We start from the raw sequence: 22,750 nt of genomic DNA on the forward strand, positions 1-22,750 counted from the left end.
GGTGATCGAGCCTGTCGAGATTCCGCGCATCGTCGTCGCTGCCCCGGCCACCGGTCAGGGCAAGACGACGGTTGCCACGGGACTGATGGCCGCACTGGTGCGCGCCGGGCATGTCGTGAGCGGCCACAAGGTCGGCCCCGACTACATCGACCCCGGCTACCACGCCCTCGCGTGTGGCCGGCCCGGTCGCAACCTCGACCCGCACCTCGTCGGCGAATCGCTCGTCGCTCCGCTGTTGCTGCACGGGGCCGCTGTGCCGGTCCCGGCGGACGTCGCAGTCATCGAAGGCGTGATGGGCCTGTACGACGGCCGGATCGGCGGCGACGGCTTCTCCTCGACCGCCCACGTGGCCCGGCTGACCCGCACCCCGGTCGTGCTCGTCGTCGACATCTCGAAGTCGTCGCGGTCCATTGGCGCGGTCGTCCACGGCATGGCGACGTGGGATCCGACCATCGAGATTGCAGGCGTGATTCTCAACCAGGCGGGATCCGCAAGGCATGCTGAGGAGGTGCGTTCCTCGATCTCGGTGCCCGTGCTGGGGGTGATCCCCCGCAACCCCGACATCGCCACGCCCTCCCGCCACCTCGGCCTGGTGACGGCTGCCGAGCGCGGTGAGTCGGCCGACGTGGTTGCGCGACTGGCCGAGGTCGTGACCGAGCACGTCGACCTGGAAGCGGTCCTGGAGATCGCCCGGTCCGCCCCGCCGATCGACGCGGTCGCCTGGTCCCCGTCGGTGGTTGAGGTGCGAGCGCCAGCGAGCCCGTCGGTGGTTGAGGTGCGAGCGCCAGCGAGCCTCGAAACCCCCGCGCGCCGCCCCGTCGTCGCCGTCGCCGCCGGCCGCGCCTTCACCTTCCAGTACGCCGAGACCTCCGAACTCCTCGAAGCCGCCGGCTGCGAGGTCGTCCCGTTCGACCCGGCCCTCGACTCGACCCTTCCGGCCGGCACCGCCGGCCTGTACCTCGGCGGCGGCTTCCCCGAGGTCCACGCGAAGGACCTGACCGACAACGCAGCCCTGCGGGAGGAGATCCGCGCGGCCGTGGCCGACGGCCTGCCGACGGTCGCGGAGTGCGCCGGTCTGCTGTACCTCTGCCGCACGCTCGACGACGTCCCGATGGCCGGTGTCATCGATGCCGACGCCGCCATGAACGAGCGACTGACCCTTCGCTACCCGGTCGCGACCGGAGTCGCCGACACCTTGCTGACCCGCGCGGGTGAGCAGGTCACCGGACACGAGTTCCACCGCACCCAGGTCGCGCCGACATCCGGTGCCACCCCCGCGTGGGAGGTCGACGGCGAACAGGTCGGCTTCGCGTCGGACACCCTGCACGCGTCGTACCTGCACACCCACTGGGCGGGACATCCCCAGCTCGCCGCACGCTTCGCGGCCGCCGTACACGACAGGCACGCGCGTGGATGACCCGCTGCGCCACCACGGCGACTCCGAGGCCCGCGAGGCCGCGCTCGACTTCGCGGTCAATGTGTATCCGGGGCCGCGCCCGGACTGGCTCGACACTGCCCTGCGGGCCTCGCTCGACGAGGTCGGCGTCTACCCCAGCGCCGAGAAGGCCCAGCGTGCCGTCGCCGCCCACCACCGGCGTCCGTTCGACAACGTCCTGGTGACGGCGGGCGCGGCCGAGGCGTTCACCCTCATCGCGCGGCTGCGGCCGTGGAGTCGACCCGTCGTCGTGCACCCGCAGTTCACCGAGCCGCACGCGGCACTGGAGCAGGCCGGCCACCGGGTCCGGTCCGTCGTCCTCCCCCCGCCTTTCGCGCTCAACCCCGAACTCATCCCCGACGACGCCGACCTCGTCATCATCGGCAACCCGACGAATCCCACGGGCGCCCTCCACCCCGCCGAGGTGATCCGCTCGCTGCTCAAGCCGGGCCGGGTCGTCGTGGTCGACGAGGCATTCATGGACTGCGACCCGGACGAGTCCGAGTCACTGGCCGGTCTCCGCGTCGCCGGGCTCGTCGTGATCCGCTCCCTCACCAAGCACTGGGGCATCCCCGGCATCCGCGCCGGCTACCTCGTCGGCGACGCGATGGTCGTCGCCGGCCTCGCCCTGAACCAGGCCCCCTGGTCCGTCGGTACGACGGCCGCAGCCGCCGTCCTCGCCTGCACCTCCCCCGAGGCCGTCACCGAGGGCCGCCGTCGGGCAGAAGAGATCCGCGACTGGCGCGAGCACCTCGAGAAGGGCCTCGCCGACCTCGGCGTCCACCACCTCCCGTCGACCGCATCCTTCGTCCTGGCGCAGGTCGGCGACGGCGTCCACGCACGCCTCCGCACCGCCGGGATCGCCGTACGACGGGCCGACACCTTCCCCGGTCTGGACGACTCCTGGGTCCGCATCGCCGTCCGCCCCGAAGACGTCACCGACCAACTCCTCACCGCTCTCGCCGGCCTCTGATCCGACCGGGCGCAGAGGTCGAGGAGGTCGCTCTGCGACCGTCTCGAGACGCCGCCCCGGTGGTTGAGGTGCGAGCGAAATCTGGCGAGCCCGGTGGTTGAGGTGCGAGCGAAATCTGGCGAGCCCGGTGGTTGAGGTGCGAGCGAAGCGAGCCTCGAAACCCCCGGCCCTGACCACCAACTCTCCACAGGCTTGGTGGGGACTTTCCCCTGTCCACAGGCGGGTTTCCGCCGCTTCGCGATGTCGGAGGTCGGTGATCTAATGCATGTATGGATCTCGGAACCGACACCCGCTCTGACCGGGCCTTGTTGTCGGATCTCAGCAACGGCGTCAAGGTCCGCCAAGCTGCGCTGGTCAAGGAATGGATCGACATCGCGACCTGGGCCAGGCGCAACATCGTCACCAGCCCCGAGCAAGCCGCGACCATCGTCGACGGCGTCATCGACACCGGCGTCCCCATCGCCGGCGCCGGTGCACCGCTCGTGTCCGAGTTCAACCTGATGGAACTCATCGCCTTGCTCGGCCGCTCACCCGACGGTGGACGTGGGTACGTCGGGCGGATCATCGAGTGCGCCTGGCGCCTCCCCGGCATCTACGCGGCAGTGGTCGAAGGCAAGTTGGAGCCCTGGCGGGCCGAACGCATCGCCGACCTCACCCGGCCCCTCAACGCCGAAGCGGCTGCCTTCGTGGACCGCCAACTCGCTGCCGTCGGCGGCGTCGGCTGGGCTCAACTCGAACGCCTCGTCACCGAAGCGGTGATCCGGTTCGACCCCGAACGCGCCGAAGCCGAGCGCCAGGCCGCCGCCGATGCCCGCCGGGTCGACGTCGGTGAGGTCGACGCGAACGGGCAGGTCGAGTCCCACTCGGTTCTGGATGCCGCGGATGCTCATGACTTCGATCTCGCGTTGTCGCGTCGAGCCAAGATCCGCGGGCAGCTCGGCGACACCGACTCCTTCGACGTCCGCCGCTCCAAGTCCGTTGGCGACATGGCCCGCCAAGACCTGTCTCTGGACCTGCTGTTCGCCGACGAAGAGACCGGTGAAGTCGTGGCCGAGTCACCCGGCCGCAAGGTCGAGCTGAGCGTCCACATCACCGACACCGCCGTGACCTCTGACGATGAGGACAACCCGTTCGCGAACCCCGTCGGCCGCTGGGACCAAGGCCGCACCCCGATCTCCATCGCGCAGATCAAGGAATGGCTCCGCGCCCGCGACACCACGATCATCGTCCGCCCGGTGATCGACCTTTCTGATTGCGTCCCCGTCGATTCCTACGAGATCCCCGACCGCATCCGCAGACGGGTCGAGCTCCGGGATCACACATGCAGGTTCCCCTGGTGCAGCCGGCCAGCGGCGAAGTGCGATCTCGATCATGTGGTCCCGCACAACAAGGGCGGCCCGACCTGCACCTGCAACCTCGCCCCCGGATGCCGACGACATCACCGCGCCAAAACCTTCAGCAACTGGCGCTACACGGTGATCCTGCCCGGGCATTACCTGTGGATCAGCCCGAAAGGCCACCACTTCCTCGTCGGACCCGACGGCACCCGCGCACTCGACCCACCCCCTCGTCGACCCCGACGAATAACTCCCCCGCCCCCGCACCCCGCCCACCAGCGGGGCCAGTGGCATGCCCGCTCATGGCTCCAGAGTCGGGCGGTCCGGGATCCGGCGAGACCGTTCAGCGAGGCGACGCGGACATCGTGTGGTCGTGCATTCACTGGGTGAACGCCAGACCACACAATCATTGGGACCAGCGATCAGAGATCGCCCGCTACTGCCGCCAGTCGGGCAAAGCGTCGGAGTTCGCTCATGCCGCGACCCGCTCGGTCGTGCCGATCAGCGGTCGCCCCCTGTCTCAGCGGAGCTCGCGAGCGGCCTTCACTTCTCGACGAACCTCGTCGGTGTCGAAGACGTATTTGACCTTGAACTCGACGAGGCCGAGTTCGGTCTGCAGATCCTGGCTGAGCGCGTATCCACGCCGATCGTGATCCAGGTGATTGAAACCCATCCCATAGCCGATCGACGCCGTGTACTCGTCGACCCAGGCGCGGATGCGGTCGCGGAGCGCAGGCGTGATCGGAAGAAGATCTTCCGGCTCGCGCTCCGACACGAAGAGGTATTCGAACTTGGAGCCTGGGTAGTCCTGACCCGAATCGAGCCAGAGAGCCACTCCACTTACGTCGTCGGTCATGAGCCGAATCGTCATTCGATCATCGCGCACATGGTGATGCTTGCACGCCCTGAGGTGAGCGCCCATGGCGCAACCCGGGCGCTCGTGCCGAGAATCGGGCGCTTCGTGGTTCCATCGGCGAATGACCAATTGGGAGGAGCTTCGCGATGCCTACGGCTCCGCTGAGCTCGTTCCGGCGCTGCTTGCTGCTGCGGAGGAATCTGGCGTCGTGTTCGGGCCGGCGTGGGATGACGTGTGGAGTCACCTGTGCCACCAAGGAACGGTGTACAGCGCGAGCTATGCGGCGGTCCCGCTTCTAGCTGACATGTGTTCGCGGCTCCCGGTTCGCGGCTACATGCCAGGACTCCAGTTGGCTGGCTCGATCCTCGCTTCCACAGACGGCCCAGGAGACCCGACGGAGGTGCGCGCGTCGTTCGCCGCCGAGATCTCTCAACTGCGGGACATCGCGGAAGCCGCTTTGCCGCTGGCGGAGAGCGACACCGAGTTCATCTACGCACTTGAAGCGCTGGCGGCCTTCGAGGACTTGGGCGTTTGGCAGCAGACGCTCAACTACCTCGCAGACGGCGAAGCGCCCCTCACCTGCAACCAGTGCGGAGACGAGTTACTCGTTCAGTTGGATGACGTCCCACCCAAGGTTGCGACCTGGCACGCAGCCGATGGAAAGCGAGACGTCGTGGCCATCGAGGCGCCCGCCGGGACGCCTGAGGCTCGGCTCTGGAGCCTCGCCACCATCCACGACCGGGCGGCGGTGGCCGAGAGCCTTCGCTTCTGCTTCGGCTCATCGAACTGCCCTGCATGCGGCGCCCAGTTGAACATCGCTGAAGTCTTCGCGTGATTCGCTCTGTCATTCCGCAGACAGCGCTCGAACCTGCCGAGGAGCGCGGTTCACCGACACCTCGATCACGATGTGGTGTCGACGCCTGCCAACGTGATGACCATCGGGCACGCTGCTCAGGTGAGTATTCGTGGATGGGATCCACCCGCGGCGCCGCAACTCCGTCCCAGTCCAGAGCCGACCCCGTCTCGAGCGCTGCCCATCGCCATCGCCCTGACAGTTGCTCTGCTGCTCGGCAGCGCCGTCGTCGCGGCGATGGCGTTCTATCACTACGCCAGCACCGACCATCTCGGCGTGCTCGACGACCCCGACGTAGTAGAGGCAATCGACATCGCATGCAGTCGAATGGAGGAGTCTGTTCGCGCATCAGCCCCGCTGCCGAACGACTCAGCAACCGCCGTCGCCGCAGCGATGCGCAACCAGAACACTGCGATCACCGCGATGATCGGCGACATCCGGTCGATCGGAACCGACAAGCTGGCGGGCGACCATCCGGCCGAGGCCTGGCTCGCCGACTGGGAGATCCTGATTGACCTGCGCGAGGCCTACGCTGACGCGCTGACACGGGGCGAACGTCCGGTCTTGACCGTCCCAATGACTGACGGCCTCCCCATCACGACTCGCATGGATGACGCGGCCGATTGCCGGGTGGCAGCAGCTCTGGCAAAACCGCCGCTTCCACGCTCGTGATGGCGGGACCCTGAGCTTCCGACACAATCGTGTGATGTCGACGGAACTCAGCTACGACGCCGTGGGGCACACCCACGTAGCCGACGACAACTGGGCTTCCACGCCAGCGGGCTACCGCCGCTACGAGAAGTCGACGCACCTCGGGGACGGCGAGCAGTTGTGGCTTGAGGCGTCGACGGCGGTGCTGCGGTGGTCGGTCAAGACACGCAGCGGCTTCGCGGTCCTGTCCGAGCCGGGTGAGGAGCTGCGCGTCCGGGAGAGCCAGGACCGCACACTGGTCGCGTCCCTCGGACCGTTCGAACTGCGGGAGCCCGTCACAGTGGTCGCGGTCATTGATGATGCGAACCGTTGTGGATTCGCGTACGGGACCCGCGACGGACATCCGGTCTCAGGCGAGGAGGCGTTCATCGTCCACCGCACACCGGACGGCGCTGTCTGGCTGACGCTGCGTTCCCTGACGCGTCCGGCGCGCGGGACCTGGCGCCTCGCCTTTCCAGCCGCGCTCGTCGCTCAGCGGTGGTACCGCTTCCGCTACGCGCGGGCTCTCCGCACCTGACCCGCGCTACGCCCCGCCCGCACCCACCGACGACGCAATCACGGCAGCGGTGACAGCCGCAGTGACGGCGGCGTGTGTGGCAGCGACGGCGGCCTTGCCCGCCGTACCGGCCCACTCCCCCTTGGCAATGACCTTGGCGCGCTTGACTGCCGCGGAGCGCTCGGGTCGTGGGGCGATGCGCTTGATCGCGTTGCCTGCCCACAACAGTCCGATCAACGGCCCGGTGGTGTCGTCCGGTTCTGCGTCGCCCAGGAGCACACCCATCACCCTCGCAACGAGTGCATCGCGCCGGGCGGAGTCGACGACGTCGTACCGGACGACGGGCACCAGACCGAGCACCCTCTCGCGGCGCGGCGCCAGAGCACCTTCGGCCACCAACTGCTCGAACACCAGCGCGCGCGTGCCCTTGCCGATCCGAGGCACCAGCGAGGCTGGTTTGTGATCGCGGTCGGGCTTGATCCGCGACAACGCACGGTCGAGCGCGGCGTCGCCCAACGGAGCGTCGCCAACCAAACGGACACGAGCCTTCCTGCCCTCGCCCGCCACGTCACAGCGCTCCGCGAGCACCAGGTCGACCAACGCGGCGCCGCCCGTCACCGGCTCCGACTCGGTGGAGCCGAGCAGGCTCTTGCCGGTCGCGGGATCGATCGAGATCAACGTCAGATCAGCGGCAACGCCCATGCTGTGACGATAGTCGCGGTCCGGGCGGCGGTACCCCTGTCCGTGGCGGCGCAGGATGCCCTAAAGTCAGCCCCGTAGGTCCAGGAAGCCGGTGAGAGTCCGGCACAGTCGCGCTACTGTGACACCGCCCCTTGATCGGAGCGGTGAAGTCAGACCCGAGGCCCTTCACCTCAATCCGAACCGAGCAGGGACGCAGAATCCCTGAGGAGGACACATGTCTCAGATCACCGCCACCCCCACCGCAGGCGCCGTTGCCGTCCCGGTGGTCCCGCTGCTGAAGCTCGGGACGTGGGTTGTCTTCTTCGGCCTGCTCGCGATGCTCGCGATCTTCTTCGTCAGCAGCGACCAGGGCGCTGTCTCGCTCTTCGCCGGCAACGGCGTGCACGAGTGGGTTCACGACGCCCGCCACCTCCTCGGCTACCCCTGCCACTGAGCTCGTGAGCACCGCCTCTAAGGACAAGTCTGTCCTCAGCCCGGGCGCCTTCCTGATCCGCGGCCTTGCCGCGGGTCTCGTGGCCGGCCTGCTTGCCTTCATCGTGGCGTTCGCCTTCGGTGAGCCGTACGTCGACGACGCGATCGCCCTCGAAGAGGCCGCTGCCGCACAGGCGCCCGCCGAGGAGCACCCGGCCGACCACGCCGACGAAGACGAAGCCGGCATCGTCGAGATCTCGCGCGACAACCAGAAGAGCTGGGGCCTGCTGACCGGAACGCTCGTCGTCGGCACCGCCCTCGGCGGACTGGTCTCGCTCGCGGTCGCAGCCGTCGTCGGTCGCCTCGGCAACCTGTCGGCCCGCGGTTCCACTGCACTGGTCGCGCTGATCGGATTCGTAGCAATCGCGCTCGTGCCGTTCACCAAGTACCCCGCCACGCCTCCTGCTGTCGGCAGTGGCGAGACGATCGGCGGCCGTACGGCGTCGTACTTCGCCCTGCAGTTGGTGTCGGTCCTGGCCGCCATCGCGATGGTCGTCCTGGCCAACAAGCTGCGCGGCCGGTTCGAGGCCTGGACCGCCGCCACGATCGCGGCACTCAGCTACGTCGTCATCGTTGCGGTGACCGCGTTCCTGCTCCCGACGGTCAACGAGCTCGGCGACTTCCCGGCGGACACGCTCTGGTACTTCCGCCGCTCCTCGCTGCTCGTCCTCGCCACGATGTGGGCAACGATCGGCGTACTGCTGGTGGCGCTCGTCGGACGCCTCCACGACCGCGCGGTCGCCGAGGCCAACCGGCGCGAGCTCGCCGCCAGCATCTGATCGGACACTGAATGTTCAGCACCGCCATCGGGCTGGTGCTCGGCTTCGCCGCGGATCGCCTCCTGGCCGACCCGCGGCGTGGCCATCCGGTCGCCGGTTTCGGCCAGGTGGCCGCAGCACTGGAGAAGCGCGTCTGGCGCGATGACCGCCCCACCGGTGTCGGGTACGTCGCCGTGCTGGTCGGCGGCACAGTGGCGATCGGTGTCGTGGCTGATCGCGCCACCCGCGCCCACCCGCTCCCCCACACGCTGCTGACCGCAGCGGCCACCTGGGCCGTCCTCGGCGGCACCTCGCTCGACCGGGAGGCAGCCGCCGTCAGCGGACTGCTCGCCGACGACCGGCTGCCCGAGGCGCGGGTCCAGCTCACGCATCTCGTCGGCCGCGACACCTCGCAACTGGAGGAGCCGGAGATCGTCCGCGCGACTCTCGAGTCGCTCGCGGAGAACACCTCCGACGCCGTGGTCGCTCCGCTCGTGTGGGGCGCTGTCGCCGGCGTCCCGGGCTTGATCGGCTACCGGGCCGCCAACACGCTCGACGCCATGGTCGGCCACCGGAGTCCGCGCTACGAGCGGTTCGGCTGGGCCGCGGCGCGGTTCGATGATCTGCTCAACCTGCCCGGCTCGCGGCTCACCGCCTTCCTGGCCGTGGCGCTCGGCGACGACCACGCCGGCGCATGGCGGGCCTGGCAGCGCGACGCCGCGGGCCACCCCAGCCCCAACGCCGGTCCCGTCGAGGCAGCCTTCGCCGGCGCCCTCGGCATCCACCTCGGCGGCACCAATGACTACGCCGGGCGTATCGAGCACCGGGCGGTGATGGGCGATGGCCCCGCGCCCCGAAGGGCCGACCTCGACAACGCCCGCAGGCTCGCGCGGCGCATCGGATGGGCGGCGGCAGCGACCGCTGCCGGCGTGGCCCTGGCCGTGCGCTCGCGAAACTGACGCAGGAATATTCGGGAATCAGGTATCACCGGGTCCGGTCCCGACTCTGAGGAGGGTCAGTCACACCCCTCGGAAAGGAACCTGACCATGCGTCTCCAACCCTCCAGTGCAATTGCCCGAGCCGTCCCGGCCGGCGCGATTGCCCTCGCCTTCGCTGCGGCCTCCACGGTCGCCGCACTCGGCGACCCGGGCGTGAGCCCCCAGCACTACACCGATGCACTCGCCCCCGGCGCCTCGGTCACCATCACCAAGACGGTGGAGACACCGCCCATCCCGCCGAACCCCGACATCGTCTTCCTGGCGGACACCACCACCAGCATGACCGCGAGCATCGGGAACGTGCAGGCCAATGCCAACAGCATCGTCAGCCAGATCCTGGCGGCGCAGCCGACGGCCCAGTTCGCGGTCGCCGACTACAAGGACACCGCCGACGCCAGTGGTCACTTCCTGCTCCGGCAGCAGTTGACCGGCAACGCCGCCGACGTCACCGACGGCATCGGCGAATGGACCCCGCTCTCCGGTGGCGGCAGCGACGCGGCTGAGGACTGGATCGGCGCGCTGGCGGACATCCCGACCGCGGTCGACTTCCGTGACAACGGCAGCCCGATCGTCGTGATGTTCGGTGACTCGACCAGCCACGACCCGTCGGCCGGCGCCACGCTGGCCTCCGCGACCGCAGACCTGCAGGCGGCGGGCATCCGGGTCATCGCGATCTCGGTCCCCGGCACCGACGGCTACCTGTGGGACGGCCTCAACACGACCGGCCAGGCCTCGTACGTCACCTCACAGACGGGCGGCACGCTCACCAACGCCAACCCCGACGAGGTTTCGGACGTGATCCTCAGCCAGCTGCAGAACCTGCCGGCCGAGGTCACCCACGAGGTCTCCTGTGACCCGGGCGTGACGGCCACGTTGACGCCTGCTTCGCAGACCGTCACCAGCGGGGCCTCGACCACCTTCGAGGAGACCATCACCCTCGCCAGCGACGCGCCCCAGGGCGAGACCGTGTCCTGCACGGTGTCGTTCAAGGTCAACGGCTCGGTCCCCGGCCCGGAGTTCGTGCAGACCGTCGACATCGACGTCCTGGACGTGACCCCGCCGGTCGTCACCGTCGAGAGCAAGGTCGTCGAGGCGACCAGCCCTGACGGCGCCGTCGTCGACTACGACGCCAGCGCGGTGGACAACGTCGACGGACCGCTCACGCCCACCTGCGTTCCGCCCTCGGGCTCGCAGTTCGCGCTCGGGACGACCCCCGTCGACTGCGAGGCCACCGACGCTGCCGGCAACACCGGCTACGGCTCCGGCACGATCGAGGTGGTCGACACGACCCCGCCGACCGTCACCTGCGCCGAGTCGACCAACCCGGGCCTCCACGTGCCGTTCGCGGGTCAGACCCGGCCGAACCCGCAGGGCCAGAACCAGGACGGCTTCTACCGGCTCGACGCGACCGACATCGTCGACACCGACCCGGACGTGTACCTGCGCGACAGCGGCAGTGGCCACGTGTGGGGTCCGTTCGCCAGCGGCCAGAAGATCAAGTACACCGAGGCGAACTCGGGCCCCAAGGAGAAGGCAATGCCCGGCGACATCCTGCACCTGACCGGTACCGGTGACGCCGAGCTGTACGCCGTGGACTTCTCGGGCAACACCGCCGCACCGGTGGACTGCCTGGTCCCCGCGCCGCCGCAGTAACAGCAGCATCCTCGTACCGGCCCTGTCGGCGTGACCTCCGGGTCAGGCCGGCAGGGCCGGTCCCGTTGCTCCGATGATCTCCTCGGAGTTCCGGCCGACCCAGCGCAGCAGCGGTACCAGCACGGCGGCCAGTTCCTCGCCCAACGGCGTGAGGCTGTAGTCGACGCGCGGCGGCATCACCGGCTTCTGGTCGCGATCGACCAGTCCGTCGGCCTCGAGCGTCTTGAGGGTCTGGGCCAGCATCTTCTCGCTGATGCCCTGGGCGCGACGGCGCAGCTCGCTCCAACGCTGCGGCCCGTCGGTCAGCGAGACCAGGACCAGCACACCCCACTTGCTGGTGACGTGGTCGAGCAGCACCCGGCTTGAACAGGCCGCGGGAAACACCCCACCGGGGAACTGCTCAAAGATCGACTCGGACACCTTACTTACTGCCACGCCAGTACCTTACCTCAAAGTGCGTACTAACTTTTGGGAAGTAACTTCACCGAGGGCAGGTTGAGGCCGACATCACCGTTCCTCCACCGAAAGGCACCACGATGTCCAGCAAGTCCCTCGTCGTCACCGGAGCCACCGGCCAGCTCGGCCGCCTCGTCGTCGAATCCCTCCTCGAGAAGGGCGTCTCCCCCGAACGGATCGTCGCCACGGCCCGCGACACTTCCCGGCTCAGCGACCTCGCCGACCGCGGCGTCCAGGTCCGCCACGCCGACTACACCGACCCGACCTCCCTCAAGGAAGCCTTCGCCGGCGCCGACCGCGTCCTGCTCATCTCCGGCAGCGAGGTCGGACAGCGGGTTCCCCAGCACCAGAACGTCATCGACGCAGCCCAGGAGGCCGGCATCGAACTGCTGGCCTACACGAGCGTCGCCAACGCCGACACGTCCGGCCTGGCGCTCGCCACCGAGCACATCGCCACCGAACAGGCGATCGTCACCTCCGGTCTCCCCCACAGCCTGCTGCGCAACAGCTGGTACACCGAGAACTACACCGGCCAGCTCCCGACGTACCTCGAGCACGGCGCCGTTCTCGGTGCCGCAGGCGAAGGGCGCGTCAGCGCAGCCACCCGGGCCGACTTCGCGGAGGCCGCAGCGGTCGCACTCCTGGCCGAGGAGCCGAAGCGGGTCTACGAACTGGGGGGCGCCGCCTTCACGATGGCCGAGCTCGCCGCGACCGTCACCGAGGTGACCGGCCAGGAGGTCAGCTACAACGACCTGCCGGTCCCGGCTCTCACCGAGGTCCTCGTCGGTGCCGGTCTCCCCGAGCCGTACGCCGCGATCCTCGCCGACGCCGACCAGGGACTTGCGCGCGGAGAGCTCTACGTCGAGACGACCGACCTGGAGGCTCTGCTCGGCCGCCCGGCGACGTCGCTCACCGACGCCGTGCGATCCGCTGCGGCCTCCACCAGCGTCACTGGATGACGAACCCGGGACTGGTGCCGGTGAACGGGGTGACCGCACCGCCCAGGCCCCGGGCGTCACCGAAGTACCTGATCCGGTAGGTGCCCGGCGGCGTCCTCGCATCGGTGCGCCAGGCGATCGTTGCCTGACCGTTGCCGAGCGGGAAGCCCTTCCACACGAAGCGGGTCGAGAAGTCGCCGTCGTCGGCCACCCGGATCCAGCGATCACCGTTCCTGCGCTCGACGGCCAGGTAGCTGCCGCCCAGGCGAAGGTTGTTGTTGGGGTTCGCTCCGGCGAAACCGACCATGACCAGCTTCCCTCGCCGGTACGTCCGCTCGGGCGCGAGCGTCACCTGTCCGAACCGTCGCCCGAGCGGGAGGACGTCGGGGGCCGGCAGGGTCAAGGGGCTGCGAATCTGCTCACGGCTGCGGTCCCGTTCCTTGGCTCCGAGGGCGACCGGACGGCGGTCCCGCATCGCCGTTGCCAGACCTGCGGCGACCTGCATGAACGCCGGGAGTTCCCAACGGCCGAACAGGGTGCTCGACCCCTCGTACTGGTCGGCCGTGTACTCCTCGGGCGTCGTCACGTAGTGCGCGTAGGCGTTGGCGTACCCCTGAACGAGCACGTTCTTGATCGGGGCACCCACGATGGCGGCCACGGTACGGCGCAGGCGCAGACCACTCACGATGGTCACCTCGCCCGGGATGCCGATCAGGTACAGCTGGCCGATCCGCATCAACTGGACCGGGAGCTTCTGCTGGACCAGGTCGAGGTCGCCGACCGGGAGCGGGATGCGCTTGGGTGCCTGGCAGGCCTTGAACGCCGGGCTCACCGTGTAGACCGCGGACATGAGCAGGTCGGCGACGGGGTTGAGGAGGCCGTCGTTCTCCTCGAACAGCGGCAGCCCGCCGCCGCCGTCCTCGGTGCTGCCGCCCGTGAAGCCGACGCCGAGACCGGCCGAGCAGGTCCGGTGCTGCTGGCCGTCAGGGGTGTACTTCCCGCTGACGGTCACATCGGACATGTCGACGTAGATGATCCGTGAATCGACACCGCCCGCGACCACCGTGCCGCTGGTGTCCGTCGTGCTCCGGGCAGCGGCGAACTGACGCGTGCCGAGGATGCGGGTGTTGCTGAACTCGTTGGTCGTGGGGCCGTCGGTGGGGTGCAGGTTGAGGTTCGGCGACATGTCGCCAGCGTTGGTCTGCGCGAACGAGGCAATGAACGCCGGGTCGGTGTGGCGGAGGTAGTCGACGCCGCGCACCTCGCGCTCCCAGTGGTACTCCGCGTATCCCTTGTTGTCGGGGCTGATCAGGGTGTTGTGCGTGGACATGCTGGTCGCGTGGACGGGGAACCAGTTGATGGCGCCGACGAGCCCGCCGTTGCGGCGCACCTGCATCGTGGTGCTCTGCGAGTCGATCGCATCGGGGAAGACAGCCCGGTCGGCGGCCGGGTTGCGGTTGAAGGCGCTGCGCGCCCGGTTGACGCTCGAGTTCGTCAGCCGTGTGGACCGCAGGCTGAGCGCTGAGGGCGCCAGGTCCGCGTGAGCGCGGGCAATCGACGAAACGATGCCTGCGACGATCGCGTCGAACGTCTTGGCGTGGTAGCCGGCAGTCGTCAGGTTGTAGAGCTGGTGGTGCGAGAAGCCGCCCGGCCCCGCATGGGTGTGGGTGGCCGTCAGCATCACATTCGTCTCGCCGTACGTCGCTCCGTACCGGTCCCGCAGCCGCGCCAGAACGGCGTCGCGCACGCTCTGGAAGACCATTCCGATGTCGGCGACCACGTGCACGACCCGACGGCCCGTACCCCGGTCGACGACGATGAACGCCCGGGAACGCTGGCGCATGTGCAATCCGCTGGAGATCTGGGTGATGTCGCCGTACCCCATCATCCCGTTGTTGGCCGACTGTCCCGTGACATCGGCAATGCCGCGTCCCACGAGGTACGGCGTTCCCGACGCAGACTGGACCGCGGCTCCGGCGCGGGCCGGGTCGACCACCGGGCCGCTCACGACCGGGGCGAACACACTCGCGACGACCAGGATGACCAGGCCCGCGATCAGGCGACGAAGGGGGCGCATGGAGCCTCACTCAACTTCCGGGTGGACACGACGCCGTTGCGTCGCACCCCCACCGTCACATCGTGCGGGCCAGAGGTGAAACATCCAGTTCTCGCGGCATTGACCCACTTCGCTTGTTGATCCGCGCAGAACCAGGTGTTTCACAGCGAGGGGTCGCAAGCCCGAACCTTGCGGCGTGACCAGGACCACGAAGATCGTGACCGCCGCCCTCGCTGCCGCGCTGTTGACCGCCGTGCCCACGCAGACGCAGGCCGATGCGTCCGGCCACCAGCCGCGCTACCGCGAGTACGTCGCGCTGGGCGACTCGTGGAGCGCCGATGTCCTCACGACGTTCCCCCCGGCGACGAAGTTCGTTCCCCTCGACTGTGCCCAGTCGTCGACCAACTATCCGCGCCAGGTCGCCGCAGCGCTCGGCGTGCGCACGTTCCGCGACGCAACCTGTGGCAGCGCCACCAGCGACCACTTCGTGCAGCCGCAACGCGGACTCCCTCTCGGCGGCGTGGCCCCGCCCCAGTTCGACAAACTCACGAGGACCACGGACCTCGTCACGGTCGGCATCGGCGGCAACGACATCGGACTGGCCGAGGCCATCACGGGTTGTCTCAACCTCCTGCCCGTCGACCTCGGCCTGCCCGCACCGCTCGGCCGTCCGTGCAGCAAGTCCTTCACCGCCGGTGGGATCGATCGGTTCGTGGAGCGCATCACGGCCACCGAGCCGAAACTCCGGAAGCGGTTGCGCGAGATCCACCGCCGCTCTCCGCGAGCCGACATCTTCCTCGTCAACTACCTCAACGGCATCCCCGCGTCCGGCAAGGGCTGCTGGCCGATAATTCCGATCGCCGACGCCGACGTGGCCTACATCCAGAAGACCTTCCTCAGGCTCAACGCGATGTTGAAGCGGGTGGCGAAGGCGGACAAGCACACGCGGTTGATCGACACCTACACCCCGACGATCGGGCACGACATGTGCCAGCGCCCCGGCAAGGCGTACGTCGAGGGCCTGGTCCCGCTCTCCTTGGCCAACCCGACGCTGGTCGCGTTTCCGTTCCACCCCAACCAGTTCGGAGCCGACGCACAGGCGCGGATCGTCACCAAGGCGATCCGCAGAAGCTGAGGTCAGCGGGTCCGCAACCAGCGCATCGCGTCGGCCACGGAGCTGACGGTCACGACGCCCGCCGGCCCCGCCGCCCGTCGTACGACGACCACGGGGATGCCGAGCTCGGCAGCGGCCTCCATCTTCGGCCACGTGTAGCTGCCACCGGAGTCCTTGGTGACCAGCACGTCGCGGTCGACCATGAGGGCCCGTTCGCCGTCGAGCGTGTAAGGACCGCGGGAGGTCAACAACTCCCACGTTTCAGGCAGTTCGATGTCGGGCTCGTCCACGACCCGCGCGAGCACGTGCAGGTCGCGCAGCTTGGGTACGAAGCGCGCCAGTTCCTGTCGACCGACGGTCAGGAACGGCCGGTGGCCGAGTTCGCCGGCCACGGTCGCAGCCTGTTCGTGGGTGTCCACCCAGATCCACGACGGCGTCGCGCGGTCGCCCCAGCCGGGGCGCTCGAGCCGCAGCAGCGGCTTGTCCTCGGCCGCGCAGGCCGCTGCAGCGTTGGTGCTCATCCCGAGGGCGAACGGGTGCGTGGCGTCGACCACGACGTCGTACTCCGCCAGCGCAGAGCGCAGGCCCTCGACGCCACCGAAGCCGCCAATGCGGACCGGGCCGACGGGCAACCGCGGCCGGGCCACCCGACCGGCGAGCGAGGAGGTCACGTCGATGCCGTCAGCCACCAGGGCTTCGGCCAGGTCGCGGGCCTCGCCCGTGCCGCCGAGCAACAAGACCTTCATGCCAGTCCTCCGGTGACCACGGGCAGGGCGGGCACGCCGTCCTGCGCCAGGTTGAGCAGTGCGTCGAGATCGAGGTGTTCCTCGACGAGATCGCCGAGGAGGTCGAGCCGCCTGGCCCGGGCCTCCGGGAACGAAACCGTCGACGCGATGCCGAGTGCGCCGGACAGAAAGGCGCTGCGGGCCGCGTCGTCCTCGAGGCTGCCGTGCACCATCGTTCCGGTCACGGAACCGCGGGTGCGCTCCCCCGTGATGCGACCGTGGTGGATCTCGTAGCCGGCCGGCTCGTGCAGGCGCAGGGTCTTCACCGCGTCGAAGTCGGTGACGAGATCGAGCAGGCCGAGACCCTCGACGACCGCGCCTGCGGATCCCTCGACACCTTCGGGGTCGGAGATCGTCGTCCCCAGCATCTGGCAGCCGCCGCAGATCCCGAGGACGGGCCGGCCGGCCGCGGCATGCCGCAGGATCGCCGCATCGAGGCCACGCGAGCGCAGCCACGCGAGGTCGGCGATGGTGGAGCGGGTGCCGGGCAGCACGACCAGGTCGGCGTCCGCGAGCCGCGACGGGTCGGACACGAAGGAGACATCGAGGCCGGGCTCGAGGCCGAGCGCGTCGACGTCGGTGAAGTTGCTGATCCGGGGCAGGCGCACCACAGCCACCTTCAACGCACCCTCGACGGGTGCCCGACGGCCCTGCAGGTCGAGCGCGTCCTCGGAGTCCAGCCACAGGTCCGGGTGCCACGGCAGGACGCCGTACGTCGGCCGTCCGGTACGGCGCTCCAGGTCGTCCAACCCGGGGCGGAGCAGGTCCACGTCGCCACGGAAACGGTTGACCAGGAAGCCCGCGATCAGCCGCTGGTCGGCCTCGTCGAGCAGCGCGAGGGTGCCGAACGCCGAGGCGAACCAGCCACCGCGGTCGATGTCGCCGACGACCACGGTCGGAACCGTGCCGTGCTGCGCGAGGCCCATGTTCACGTAGTCGCTGGAACGCAGGTTGATCTCGGTCGGGCTGCCGGCCCCCTCGGCGACGACCAGGTCGAATCGCGACCGCAGGTCGTCGAACGCCGCGAACGCGCTCTCCGCGAGCCGCTGTCGACCGGTCTGCCAGTCACGCGCCGACACCTCGCCGTCGGGCTGCCCCATCCGGATCACGTGGCTGCGGCGGTCACTGCCCGGCTTCAGCAACACGGGGTTCATCGCGACCTCGGGCACGACACCAGCAGCGAGCGCCTGCACCCACTGGGCGCGGCCGATCTCTCCCGGTGTGCCGTCGGGTGACGTCACGACCATCGAGTTGTTCGACATGTTCTGCGCCTTGTACGGCGCCACCGAGATGCCACGCCGCGCAAGCGCCCGACACAGCCCGGTCACGACCACGCTCTTGCCGGCGTCGGAGGTCATGCCGGCCACCAGCAGGGCACTCATTGTCGGCGTCCCCGGAAGACCCGCGGCGCGAGCGACGGCGGCACGGCGCCACCCTCGCGCACCCAGTCCACGACGTCCTCCGTGGTCCCTTCGGACAGCACGCCACCGAGCCACGTGTCCTTGGGACGGCGACCGCCCGGGAAGTAGGTGAAGTCGCGCACCAGCACGACGTTGCTGCGGTCGCACTCGTCGAGACAGTCCACGACCCGCACCCGGATCCGCGGTCCGCGGCGGCCGGCAGGGTCATCGAGTGCCTCGATCGCGTCGCGCTGGGCGCTGTGGTCGACAGCGGGGTGCTTCTTCGTCGTACCGCAGCAGCAGTCGCGGCACAGCAGGACGTCGCGGTCAGGCAGCGCCATCGGAGTCCTCCAGCGGCAGTTCCGGGGCACGGATCAGGAACAGGTCCATCACCCAGCCGGCCTCCGCCTTCGCCTTCGCGCGTGCCTCGACCAGCGCCGATCGCACGGCTCCGACGCGACCGCTGACGAGGTGCTCGCCGACGCCGCCGAGGTTGGCGCCCCACCAGATGTGCCAGTCCTCGAAGCCGTCGAGATCCACCCCGGACGTGAGCATCACGACGAGGTTGTTCTGTCCGGACGTGACGTCGTGGCGCAGTCGCCGTGCGGTCGTGACGTGGACGGGCTTGCCGACCTGGTGCAGGACGATGCGGTGGCGCGCGGCCAGCATCTGCGGCGCGCTGATGCCCGGCAACACGTCGAACTCGAGATCAATCGTTGCGCCGAGCTCCTCGACGATCCGGATCGTGCCGTCGTACAACGAGGGGTCGCCCCACACGAGGAAGGCAGCGACTCCTCCGCGCTCCTCGAGCACGTCGCGGTAGGCCGTGAGCCGGGCGTCGTACCAGTCGGCCACGGCGCCTTCGTAGCCCGCGCGATCCAGGCCCGGAGACCGGTCCCGCTCGGGATCGCGCACCACGACCAGCTCGACACCATGCGCTTCGCACACGGCCCGTCGTACGGCGAGCAGGGAGTCGTCGTCCCCCTTCTGGACCGCCAGCGCGTAGTCACAGCCCCGGAGCGCCTCGGCGACTTCAGGAGTGACGTGCTGCGGCCCCATTCCGAAGCCGAGGATCCTGACCTTCACGCTCATCGGTCCTCGAGGTCGCCTTCGACGTCGAGGTACGCCTGCTGCAGCGCGGCCAGGATCTCCGGGTCCGGCTCGGCCCACAGGCCGCGGTCCTTCGCCTCGTGGAGTCGCTCGACGATGCTGCGCAGCGCCCACGGGTTCGACTTGCGCAGGAACTCCTGGTTGGTCTCGTCGAGGACGTACTCCTTGGCCAGCGACTCGTACATCCAGTCGTGGACGACGCCGGCCGTGGCGTCGAAGCCGAAGAGGTAGTCGACGGTCGCCGCGAGCTCGAAGGCGCCCTTGTAGCCGTGGCGCTGCATCGCGCCGATCCAGCGCGGGTTGACGACGCGGGCCCGGAAGACGCGGTTGGTCTCCTCCTGAAGCGTGCGCGTGCGGACCGCATCGGGGGTGGTCGAGTCGCCGACGTACGCCTTCGGATTGGTGCCCGACAGCGCACGCACGGTGGCGACCATGCCGCCGTGGTACTGGAAGTAGTCGTCGCTGTCCGCGATGTCGTGTTCGCGGGTGTCGATGTTCTTGGCGGCGACCTTGATCCGCTTGTAGTTGCTGCGCATGTCCTCCGCAGCGGGCACCCCGTCGAGGCCGCGGCCGTAGGCGAAGCCGCCCCACGCCGTGTAGACCTCGGCGAGGTCGGCGTCGTCGCGCCAGGTGCCGGACTCGACGGCCTGCAGGATGCCGGCGCCGTACGACCCCGGCTTGGAGCCGAAGATCCGCGTCGTCGAACGGCGCTCGTCCCCGTGCTCGGCCAGGTCGGCCTGCGCGTGGGCGCGGACGAAGTTCTTGTCGGCCGGCTCATCGAGAGCGGCAACCAGCTTCACTGCGTCGTCCAGCATCGCGACCACGTGCGGGAACGCGTCCCGGAAGAACCCGGAGATCCGAACCGTGACGTCGATGCGCGGACGCCCCAGCTCCTCCAGCGGTACGACGACCAGGTTGGTCACGCGACGCGAGGCCTCGTCCCACTCGGGCCGGACGCCCAGCAGGGAAAGGACTTCGGCGATGTCGTCGCCGGAGGTGCGCATGGCCGACGTACCCCAGACCGACAGGCCGACCGACTCGGGATAGGAACCCTCGTCGTCGAGGTAGCGCTGGATCAGCGAGTCGGCCATCGCCTGGCCGGTCTGCCACGCCAGGCGCGACGGGACCGCTCGCGGGTCGACGGTGTAGAAGTTGCGGCCGGTCGGCAGCACGTTGACCAGGCCGCGCAGCGGCGAACCGGACGGACCGGCCGGCACGAAGCCGCCGTTGAGGGCGTGCAGGGTGTTGTCGAGTTCGTCGGTGGTGCGGGCGAGCCGCGGGACGACCTCGGTCGCAGCGAACGTCAGGACCTGACGGACCTCCGGCGAGGCGGTCAGTTCCTCGACCCGGGCCGGGTCCCAGCCCGCCTTGTCCATTGCCTCGACGAGTTCGCGGGCCTCGGCCTCGACCCGGTCGACGTCCGTGGTGGGTGCGTCGACGGCCAGCCCGAGGGCGGACCGCAGCCCGGGCACCGACTGGGCCTGTCCGCCCCACACCTGCGAAGCGCGCAGGATCGCGAGCACCAGGTTGACCCGGGCCTCGCCTTCCGGCGCCTGACCCAGGATGTGCAGGCCGTCGCGGATCTGGGAGTCCTTGATCTCGCACAGCCAGCCGTCGACGTGCAGCAGGAAGTCGTCGAACTGCTCGTCGTCCGGGCGCTCCTCGAGGCCGAGGTCGCGGTGCATCTCAGCGGCGTGCATGAGCTGCCAGATCTCGCCACGGATGGCCGCGAGCTTGCCCGGGTCCATCGCGGAGATCTTGTCGTACTCCTCGAGCAGGCCCTCGAGTCGCGCGATGTCGCCGTAACTCTCGGCACGCGCCATCGGCGGCACCAGGTGGTCGATGATCGTCGCGTGCGCGCGGCGCTTGGCCTGCGCGCCCTCGCCCGGGTCGTTGACGAGGAACGGGTAGATCAGCGGCATGCTGCCGATCGCCGCGTCCGTCGCGCAGGACGCCGACAGGGCGGCGTTCTTGCCCGGCAGCCACTCCATCGAGCCGTGCTTGCCGAGGTGGACGACCGCGTGGGCGCCGAAACCGTGCTGGACCCAGCGGTACGCCGCCAGGTAGTGGTGGCTCGGAGCCAGGTCCGGGTCGTGGTAGATCGCGACGGGGTTCTCGCCGAAGCCGCGGGGCGGCTGGATCATCAGCACGATGTTGCCGGCCTGCAGCGTGGCGAGCACGATCTCGCCCGCGTCGTTGATGAACAGCGAGCCCGGGGACTCGCCCCAGGCCTCGACCATCGCGTCGCGCAGGTCGGCCGGGACGTCGGTGGTCCAGGCGTCGTAGTCGGCCTTGGTGATCCGCACGTGCGCGTCGGTCAACTGCGCCTGCGTCAGCCACTCCTCGTCCTGCCCACCCGCCGCGATGAGGGCGTGAATGAGGGCATCACCGGCTTCGGTCTCCGCCTCGGTGATTGAGGTGCGAGCGCAGCGAGCCTCGAAATCCCCGAGTACGCGGGTCACGACATTGTCCGACCCCAGGTCGTAGCCCGCATCCCTCAGCCGAAGCAGCAGGCGGACGGTCGACACCGGGGTGTCGAGGCCGACGGCGTTGCCGATGCGGGCGTGCTTGGTCGGGTAGGCGCTGAGCATCAGCGCGAGCTTCTTCTCGTTCTGCGGCACCGAGCGGAGGCGGGCGTAGTTCACCGCGAGGCCGGCGACCCGGGCCGAGCGCTCCGCGTCCGCGACGTACGACGGCAGGCCGGCCGGGTCGTTGGGGTCGATCTCCTTGAAGGAGAACGGCACGGTGCTGATCCGGCCGTCGAACTCGGGGATGGCGACCTGGTTGGCGTAGTCGAGCGGCGTGACGCCGTCGTCGGAGGCCTCCCACTCCTCGCGGCTGCTGGTCAGGCACAGGCCCTGCAGGACCGGCACGTCGAGCGCAGCGATCCGCTCCACGTCCCACGTCTCGTCGTCGCCACCGGCGCTGACAGCAGCGGGCGTGCTGCCACCGGCAGCCAGCACCGTGACGACCAGCGCGTCGAGGTCACCCAGGGCCGTGAACAACTCGTCCGGCGCCGCGCGCAGCGAACCCGCGAACACCGGCACGCCGATGGCATCACCCGTCGCGTCGATCGCGTCACACAGCGCGTGCACGAAGTCCGTGTTCCCGCTCGCGTGGTGCGCCCGGTAGAACAGCACCCCCACCTTCGCGAGGTGCCCGGTGGTTGAGGTGCGAGCGTCAGCGAGCCTCGAAACCTCCGGGCGCTCGAGGATCCCCCACGCCGGAATCACCTCTGGCGCCTCGAACCCCTCACCGGTCAGCAACACGGTGTCGGAGAGGAAGGCGTGCAACTGCGCCAGGTTCCGCGGGCCACCCTCGGCGAGGTAGCGGTGCGCCTCAGCGGCGACACCGACCGGGACCGTCGAGGTCTCCATCAGTTCCGCGCTCGGCGTGAGCTCGCCGCCGAGCACCACGAGCGGACGCCCGGTGCCGCGCAACGCGGCCAGCTCGGCGTCGTACTGCTGCGGGGAGCCGAGCAGGCGCAGGACGACCAGGTCGGCACCCTCGGCCAGCGCGACCAGATCAGCAAGGTCCGAGCGGTTGGGGTTGCCCCAGCCGTAGTCGCCGCCGCTCGATCGGGCAGAGAGCAGGTCGGTGTCGGACGTGGACAGGAGTGCGATGCGCACAGGTTCCTCCTCGGGGTTC

The 22,750-nt window shown here is 69.5% G+C and carries 21 protein-coding genes and 1 riboswitch; of the genes, 12 read left to right on the forward strand and 9 right to left on the reverse strand.

Translation table 11 applies throughout. From position 1 onward, the window contains the following. The first annotated feature begins 1 nt into the window (after window position 1). The 3 genes from HRC28_RS25445 to HRC28_RS18435 all read left to right on the forward strand — a co-directional run bounded on the left by HRC28_RS25445 (window position 2) and on the right by HRC28_RS18435 (window position 4,135). Window positions 2–1,417: a cobyrinate a,c-diamide synthase gene (locus HRC28_RS25445; RefSeq protein WP_237111559.1), complete on the forward strand. Its 1,416-nt coding sequence runs from the start codon at window positions 2–4 to the stop codon at window positions 1,415–1,417. Then, a complete protein-coding gene (gene cobC, locus HRC28_RS25450) occupies window positions 1,410–2,408 on the forward strand; it encodes an Rv2231c family pyridoxal phosphate-dependent protein CobC (protein WP_237111560.1) in 999 nt (332 codons plus the stop codon). Before HRC28_RS25445 ends, cobC begins: the two co-directional genes overlap by 8 nt. Before the next feature lie 269 nt (window positions 2,409–2,677). Then, window positions 2,678–4,135 carry an HNH endonuclease signature motif containing protein gene (locus HRC28_RS18435; protein ID WP_182376884.1) on the forward strand — a complete coding sequence of 486 codons (1,458 nt, stop codon included), beginning with the start codon at window positions 2,678–2,680 and terminating at the stop codon, window positions 4,133–4,135. Window positions 4,136–4,265: 130 nt separating this feature from the next. Here the strand turns inward: HRC28_RS18435 and HRC28_RS18440 are convergent, their stop codons facing one another. Continuing rightward, window positions 4,266–4,601 carry a hypothetical protein gene (locus HRC28_RS18440; RefSeq protein WP_182376885.1) on the reverse strand — a complete coding sequence of 112 codons (336 nt, stop codon included), beginning with the start codon at window positions 4,599–4,601 and terminating at the stop codon, window positions 4,266–4,268. Window positions 4,602–4,722: 121 nt separating this feature from the next. Here HRC28_RS18440 and HRC28_RS18445 point away from each other — a divergent pair, with 121 nt between their 5' ends. The 3 genes from HRC28_RS18445 (at window position 4,723) to HRC28_RS18455 (ending at window position 6,682) form a co-directional block, all read left to right on the forward strand. Next, the gene (locus tag HRC28_RS18445) at window positions 4,723–5,436 is read left to right on the forward strand and encodes a hypothetical protein (RefSeq protein WP_182376886.1); all 714 of its coding nucleotides are present in this window, start codon (window positions 4,723–4,725) and stop codon (window positions 5,434–5,436) included. A 120-nt stretch (window positions 5,437–5,556) separates the two neighbouring features. Beyond that, window positions 5,557–6,126, forward strand: a complete 570-nt coding sequence (locus HRC28_RS18450) for a hypothetical protein (RefSeq protein ID WP_182376887.1) — start codon at window positions 5,557–5,559, stop codon at window positions 6,124–6,126. A gap of 34 nt (window positions 6,127–6,160) precedes the next feature. After that, window positions 6,161–6,682, forward strand: coding sequence for a DUF1990 domain-containing protein (locus tag HRC28_RS18455; RefSeq protein ID WP_202033114.1), 522 nt, complete (start codon window positions 6,161–6,163; stop codon window positions 6,680–6,682). Window positions 6,683–6,688: 6 nt separating this feature from the next. Here HRC28_RS18455 and HRC28_RS18460 read toward each other — a convergent pair whose 3' ends face one another. Next, window positions 6,689–7,363, reverse strand: coding sequence for a GPP34 family phosphoprotein (locus HRC28_RS18460; protein WP_182376889.1), 675 nt, complete (start codon window positions 7,361–7,363; stop codon window positions 6,689–6,691). An 83-nt stretch (window positions 7,364–7,446) separates the two neighbouring features. Continuing rightward, window positions 7,447–7,518: riboswitch (cobalamin riboswitch) on the forward strand. A gap of 59 nt (window positions 7,519–7,577) precedes the next feature. Between HRC28_RS18460 and HRC28_RS18465 the strand changes: the two genes are divergently transcribed. The 4 genes from HRC28_RS18465 to HRC28_RS18480 all read left to right on the forward strand — a co-directional run bounded on the left by HRC28_RS18465 (window position 7,578) and on the right by HRC28_RS18480 (window position 11,243). Beyond that, a complete protein-coding gene (locus HRC28_RS18465; protein WP_182376890.1) occupies window positions 7,578–7,796 on the forward strand; it encodes a CbtB-domain containing protein in 219 nt (72 codons plus the stop codon). A gap of 4 nt (window positions 7,797–7,800) precedes the next feature. Further along, complete coding sequence (locus HRC28_RS18470; RefSeq protein WP_182376891.1) at window positions 7,801–8,613, forward strand: CbtA family protein; 813 nt, start codon at window positions 7,801–7,803, stop codon at window positions 8,611–8,613. An 11-nt stretch (window positions 8,614–8,624) separates the two neighbouring features. After that, a complete protein-coding gene (locus tag HRC28_RS18475; RefSeq protein WP_182376892.1) occupies window positions 8,625–9,551 on the forward strand; it encodes a cobalamin biosynthesis protein in 927 nt (308 codons plus the stop codon). Window positions 9,552–9,638: 87 nt separating this feature from the next. Beyond that, on the forward strand, window positions 9,639–11,243 hold the full coding sequence (locus HRC28_RS18480; protein ID WP_182376893.1) for an HYR domain-containing protein: 1,605 nt from the start codon (window positions 9,639–9,641) through the stop codon (window positions 11,241–11,243). A gap of 42 nt (window positions 11,244–11,285) precedes the next feature. On the opposite strand, the gene HRC28_RS18485 is transcribed toward HRC28_RS18480, so the two are convergent. Next, a complete protein-coding gene (locus HRC28_RS18485) occupies window positions 11,286–11,678 on the reverse strand; it encodes a helix-turn-helix domain-containing protein (protein WP_237111561.1) in 393 nt (130 codons plus the stop codon). 101 nt (window positions 11,679–11,779) lie between these two features. Here HRC28_RS18485 and HRC28_RS18490 point away from each other — a divergent pair, with 101 nt between their 5' ends. Further along, window positions 11,780–12,658 (forward strand): SDR family oxidoreductase, encoded by an 879-nt coding sequence (locus HRC28_RS18490; RefSeq protein WP_182376894.1) that lies wholly within the window; start codon window positions 11,780–11,782, stop codon window positions 12,656–12,658. Here the strand turns inward: HRC28_RS18490 and HRC28_RS18495 are convergent. Continuing rightward, window positions 12,648–14,714, reverse strand: coding sequence for a neutral/alkaline ceramidase (locus tag HRC28_RS18495; RefSeq protein WP_202033115.1), 2,067 nt, complete (start codon window positions 14,712–14,714; stop codon window positions 12,648–12,650). The two genes, HRC28_RS18490 and HRC28_RS18495, sit on opposite strands and share 11 nt — an antisense overlap. A 175-nt stretch (window positions 14,715–14,889) precedes the next feature. Here HRC28_RS18495 and HRC28_RS18500 point away from each other — a divergent pair, with 175 nt between their 5' ends. After that, window positions 14,890–15,828 (forward strand): SGNH/GDSL hydrolase family protein, encoded by a 939-nt coding sequence (locus tag HRC28_RS18500; protein WP_182376895.1) that lies wholly within the window; start codon window positions 14,890–14,892, stop codon window positions 15,826–15,828. Window positions 15,829–15,830: 2 nt separating this feature from the next. Here the strand turns inward: HRC28_RS18500 and HRC28_RS18505 are convergent, their stop codons facing one another. From HRC28_RS18505 to cobN, 5 genes are read right to left on the reverse strand one after another with little or no spacing between them, the layout of a single operon-like run. Further along, a complete protein-coding gene (locus tag HRC28_RS18505; RefSeq protein WP_182376896.1) occupies window positions 15,831–16,553 on the reverse strand; it encodes a cobalt-precorrin-6A reductase in 723 nt (240 codons plus the stop codon). Beyond that, complete coding sequence (locus HRC28_RS18510) at window positions 16,550–17,974, reverse strand: cobyric acid synthase (protein WP_182376897.1); 1,425 nt, start codon at window positions 17,972–17,974, stop codon at window positions 16,550–16,552. The genes HRC28_RS18505 and HRC28_RS18510 overlap by 4 nt, the downstream gene beginning before the upstream one ends. After that, the gene (locus HRC28_RS18515; RefSeq protein ID WP_182376898.1) at window positions 17,971–18,333 is read right to left on the reverse strand and encodes a (2Fe-2S) ferredoxin domain-containing protein; all 363 of its coding nucleotides are present in this window, start codon (window positions 18,331–18,333) and stop codon (window positions 17,971–17,973) included. The genes HRC28_RS18510 and HRC28_RS18515 overlap by 4 nt, the downstream gene beginning before the upstream one ends. Continuing rightward, window positions 18,320–19,078: a precorrin-6A synthase (deacetylating) gene (gene cobF / locus HRC28_RS18520; protein WP_182376899.1), complete on the reverse strand. Its 759-nt coding sequence runs from the start codon at window positions 19,076–19,078 to the stop codon at window positions 18,320–18,322. The genes HRC28_RS18515 and cobF overlap by 14 nt, the downstream gene beginning before the upstream one ends. 2 nt (window positions 19,079–19,080) lie before the next feature. Further along, a complete protein-coding gene (gene cobN / locus HRC28_RS18525; protein WP_182376900.1) occupies window positions 19,081–22,731 on the reverse strand; it encodes a cobaltochelatase subunit CobN in 3,651 nt (1,216 codons plus the stop codon). Window positions 22,732–22,750 lie beyond the last annotated feature (19 nt).

The organism is Nocardioides sp. WS12 (assembly GCF_014108865.1).
Classification (GTDB): Bacteria; Actinomycetota; Actinomycetes; order Propionibacteriales; family Nocardioidaceae; genus Nocardioides.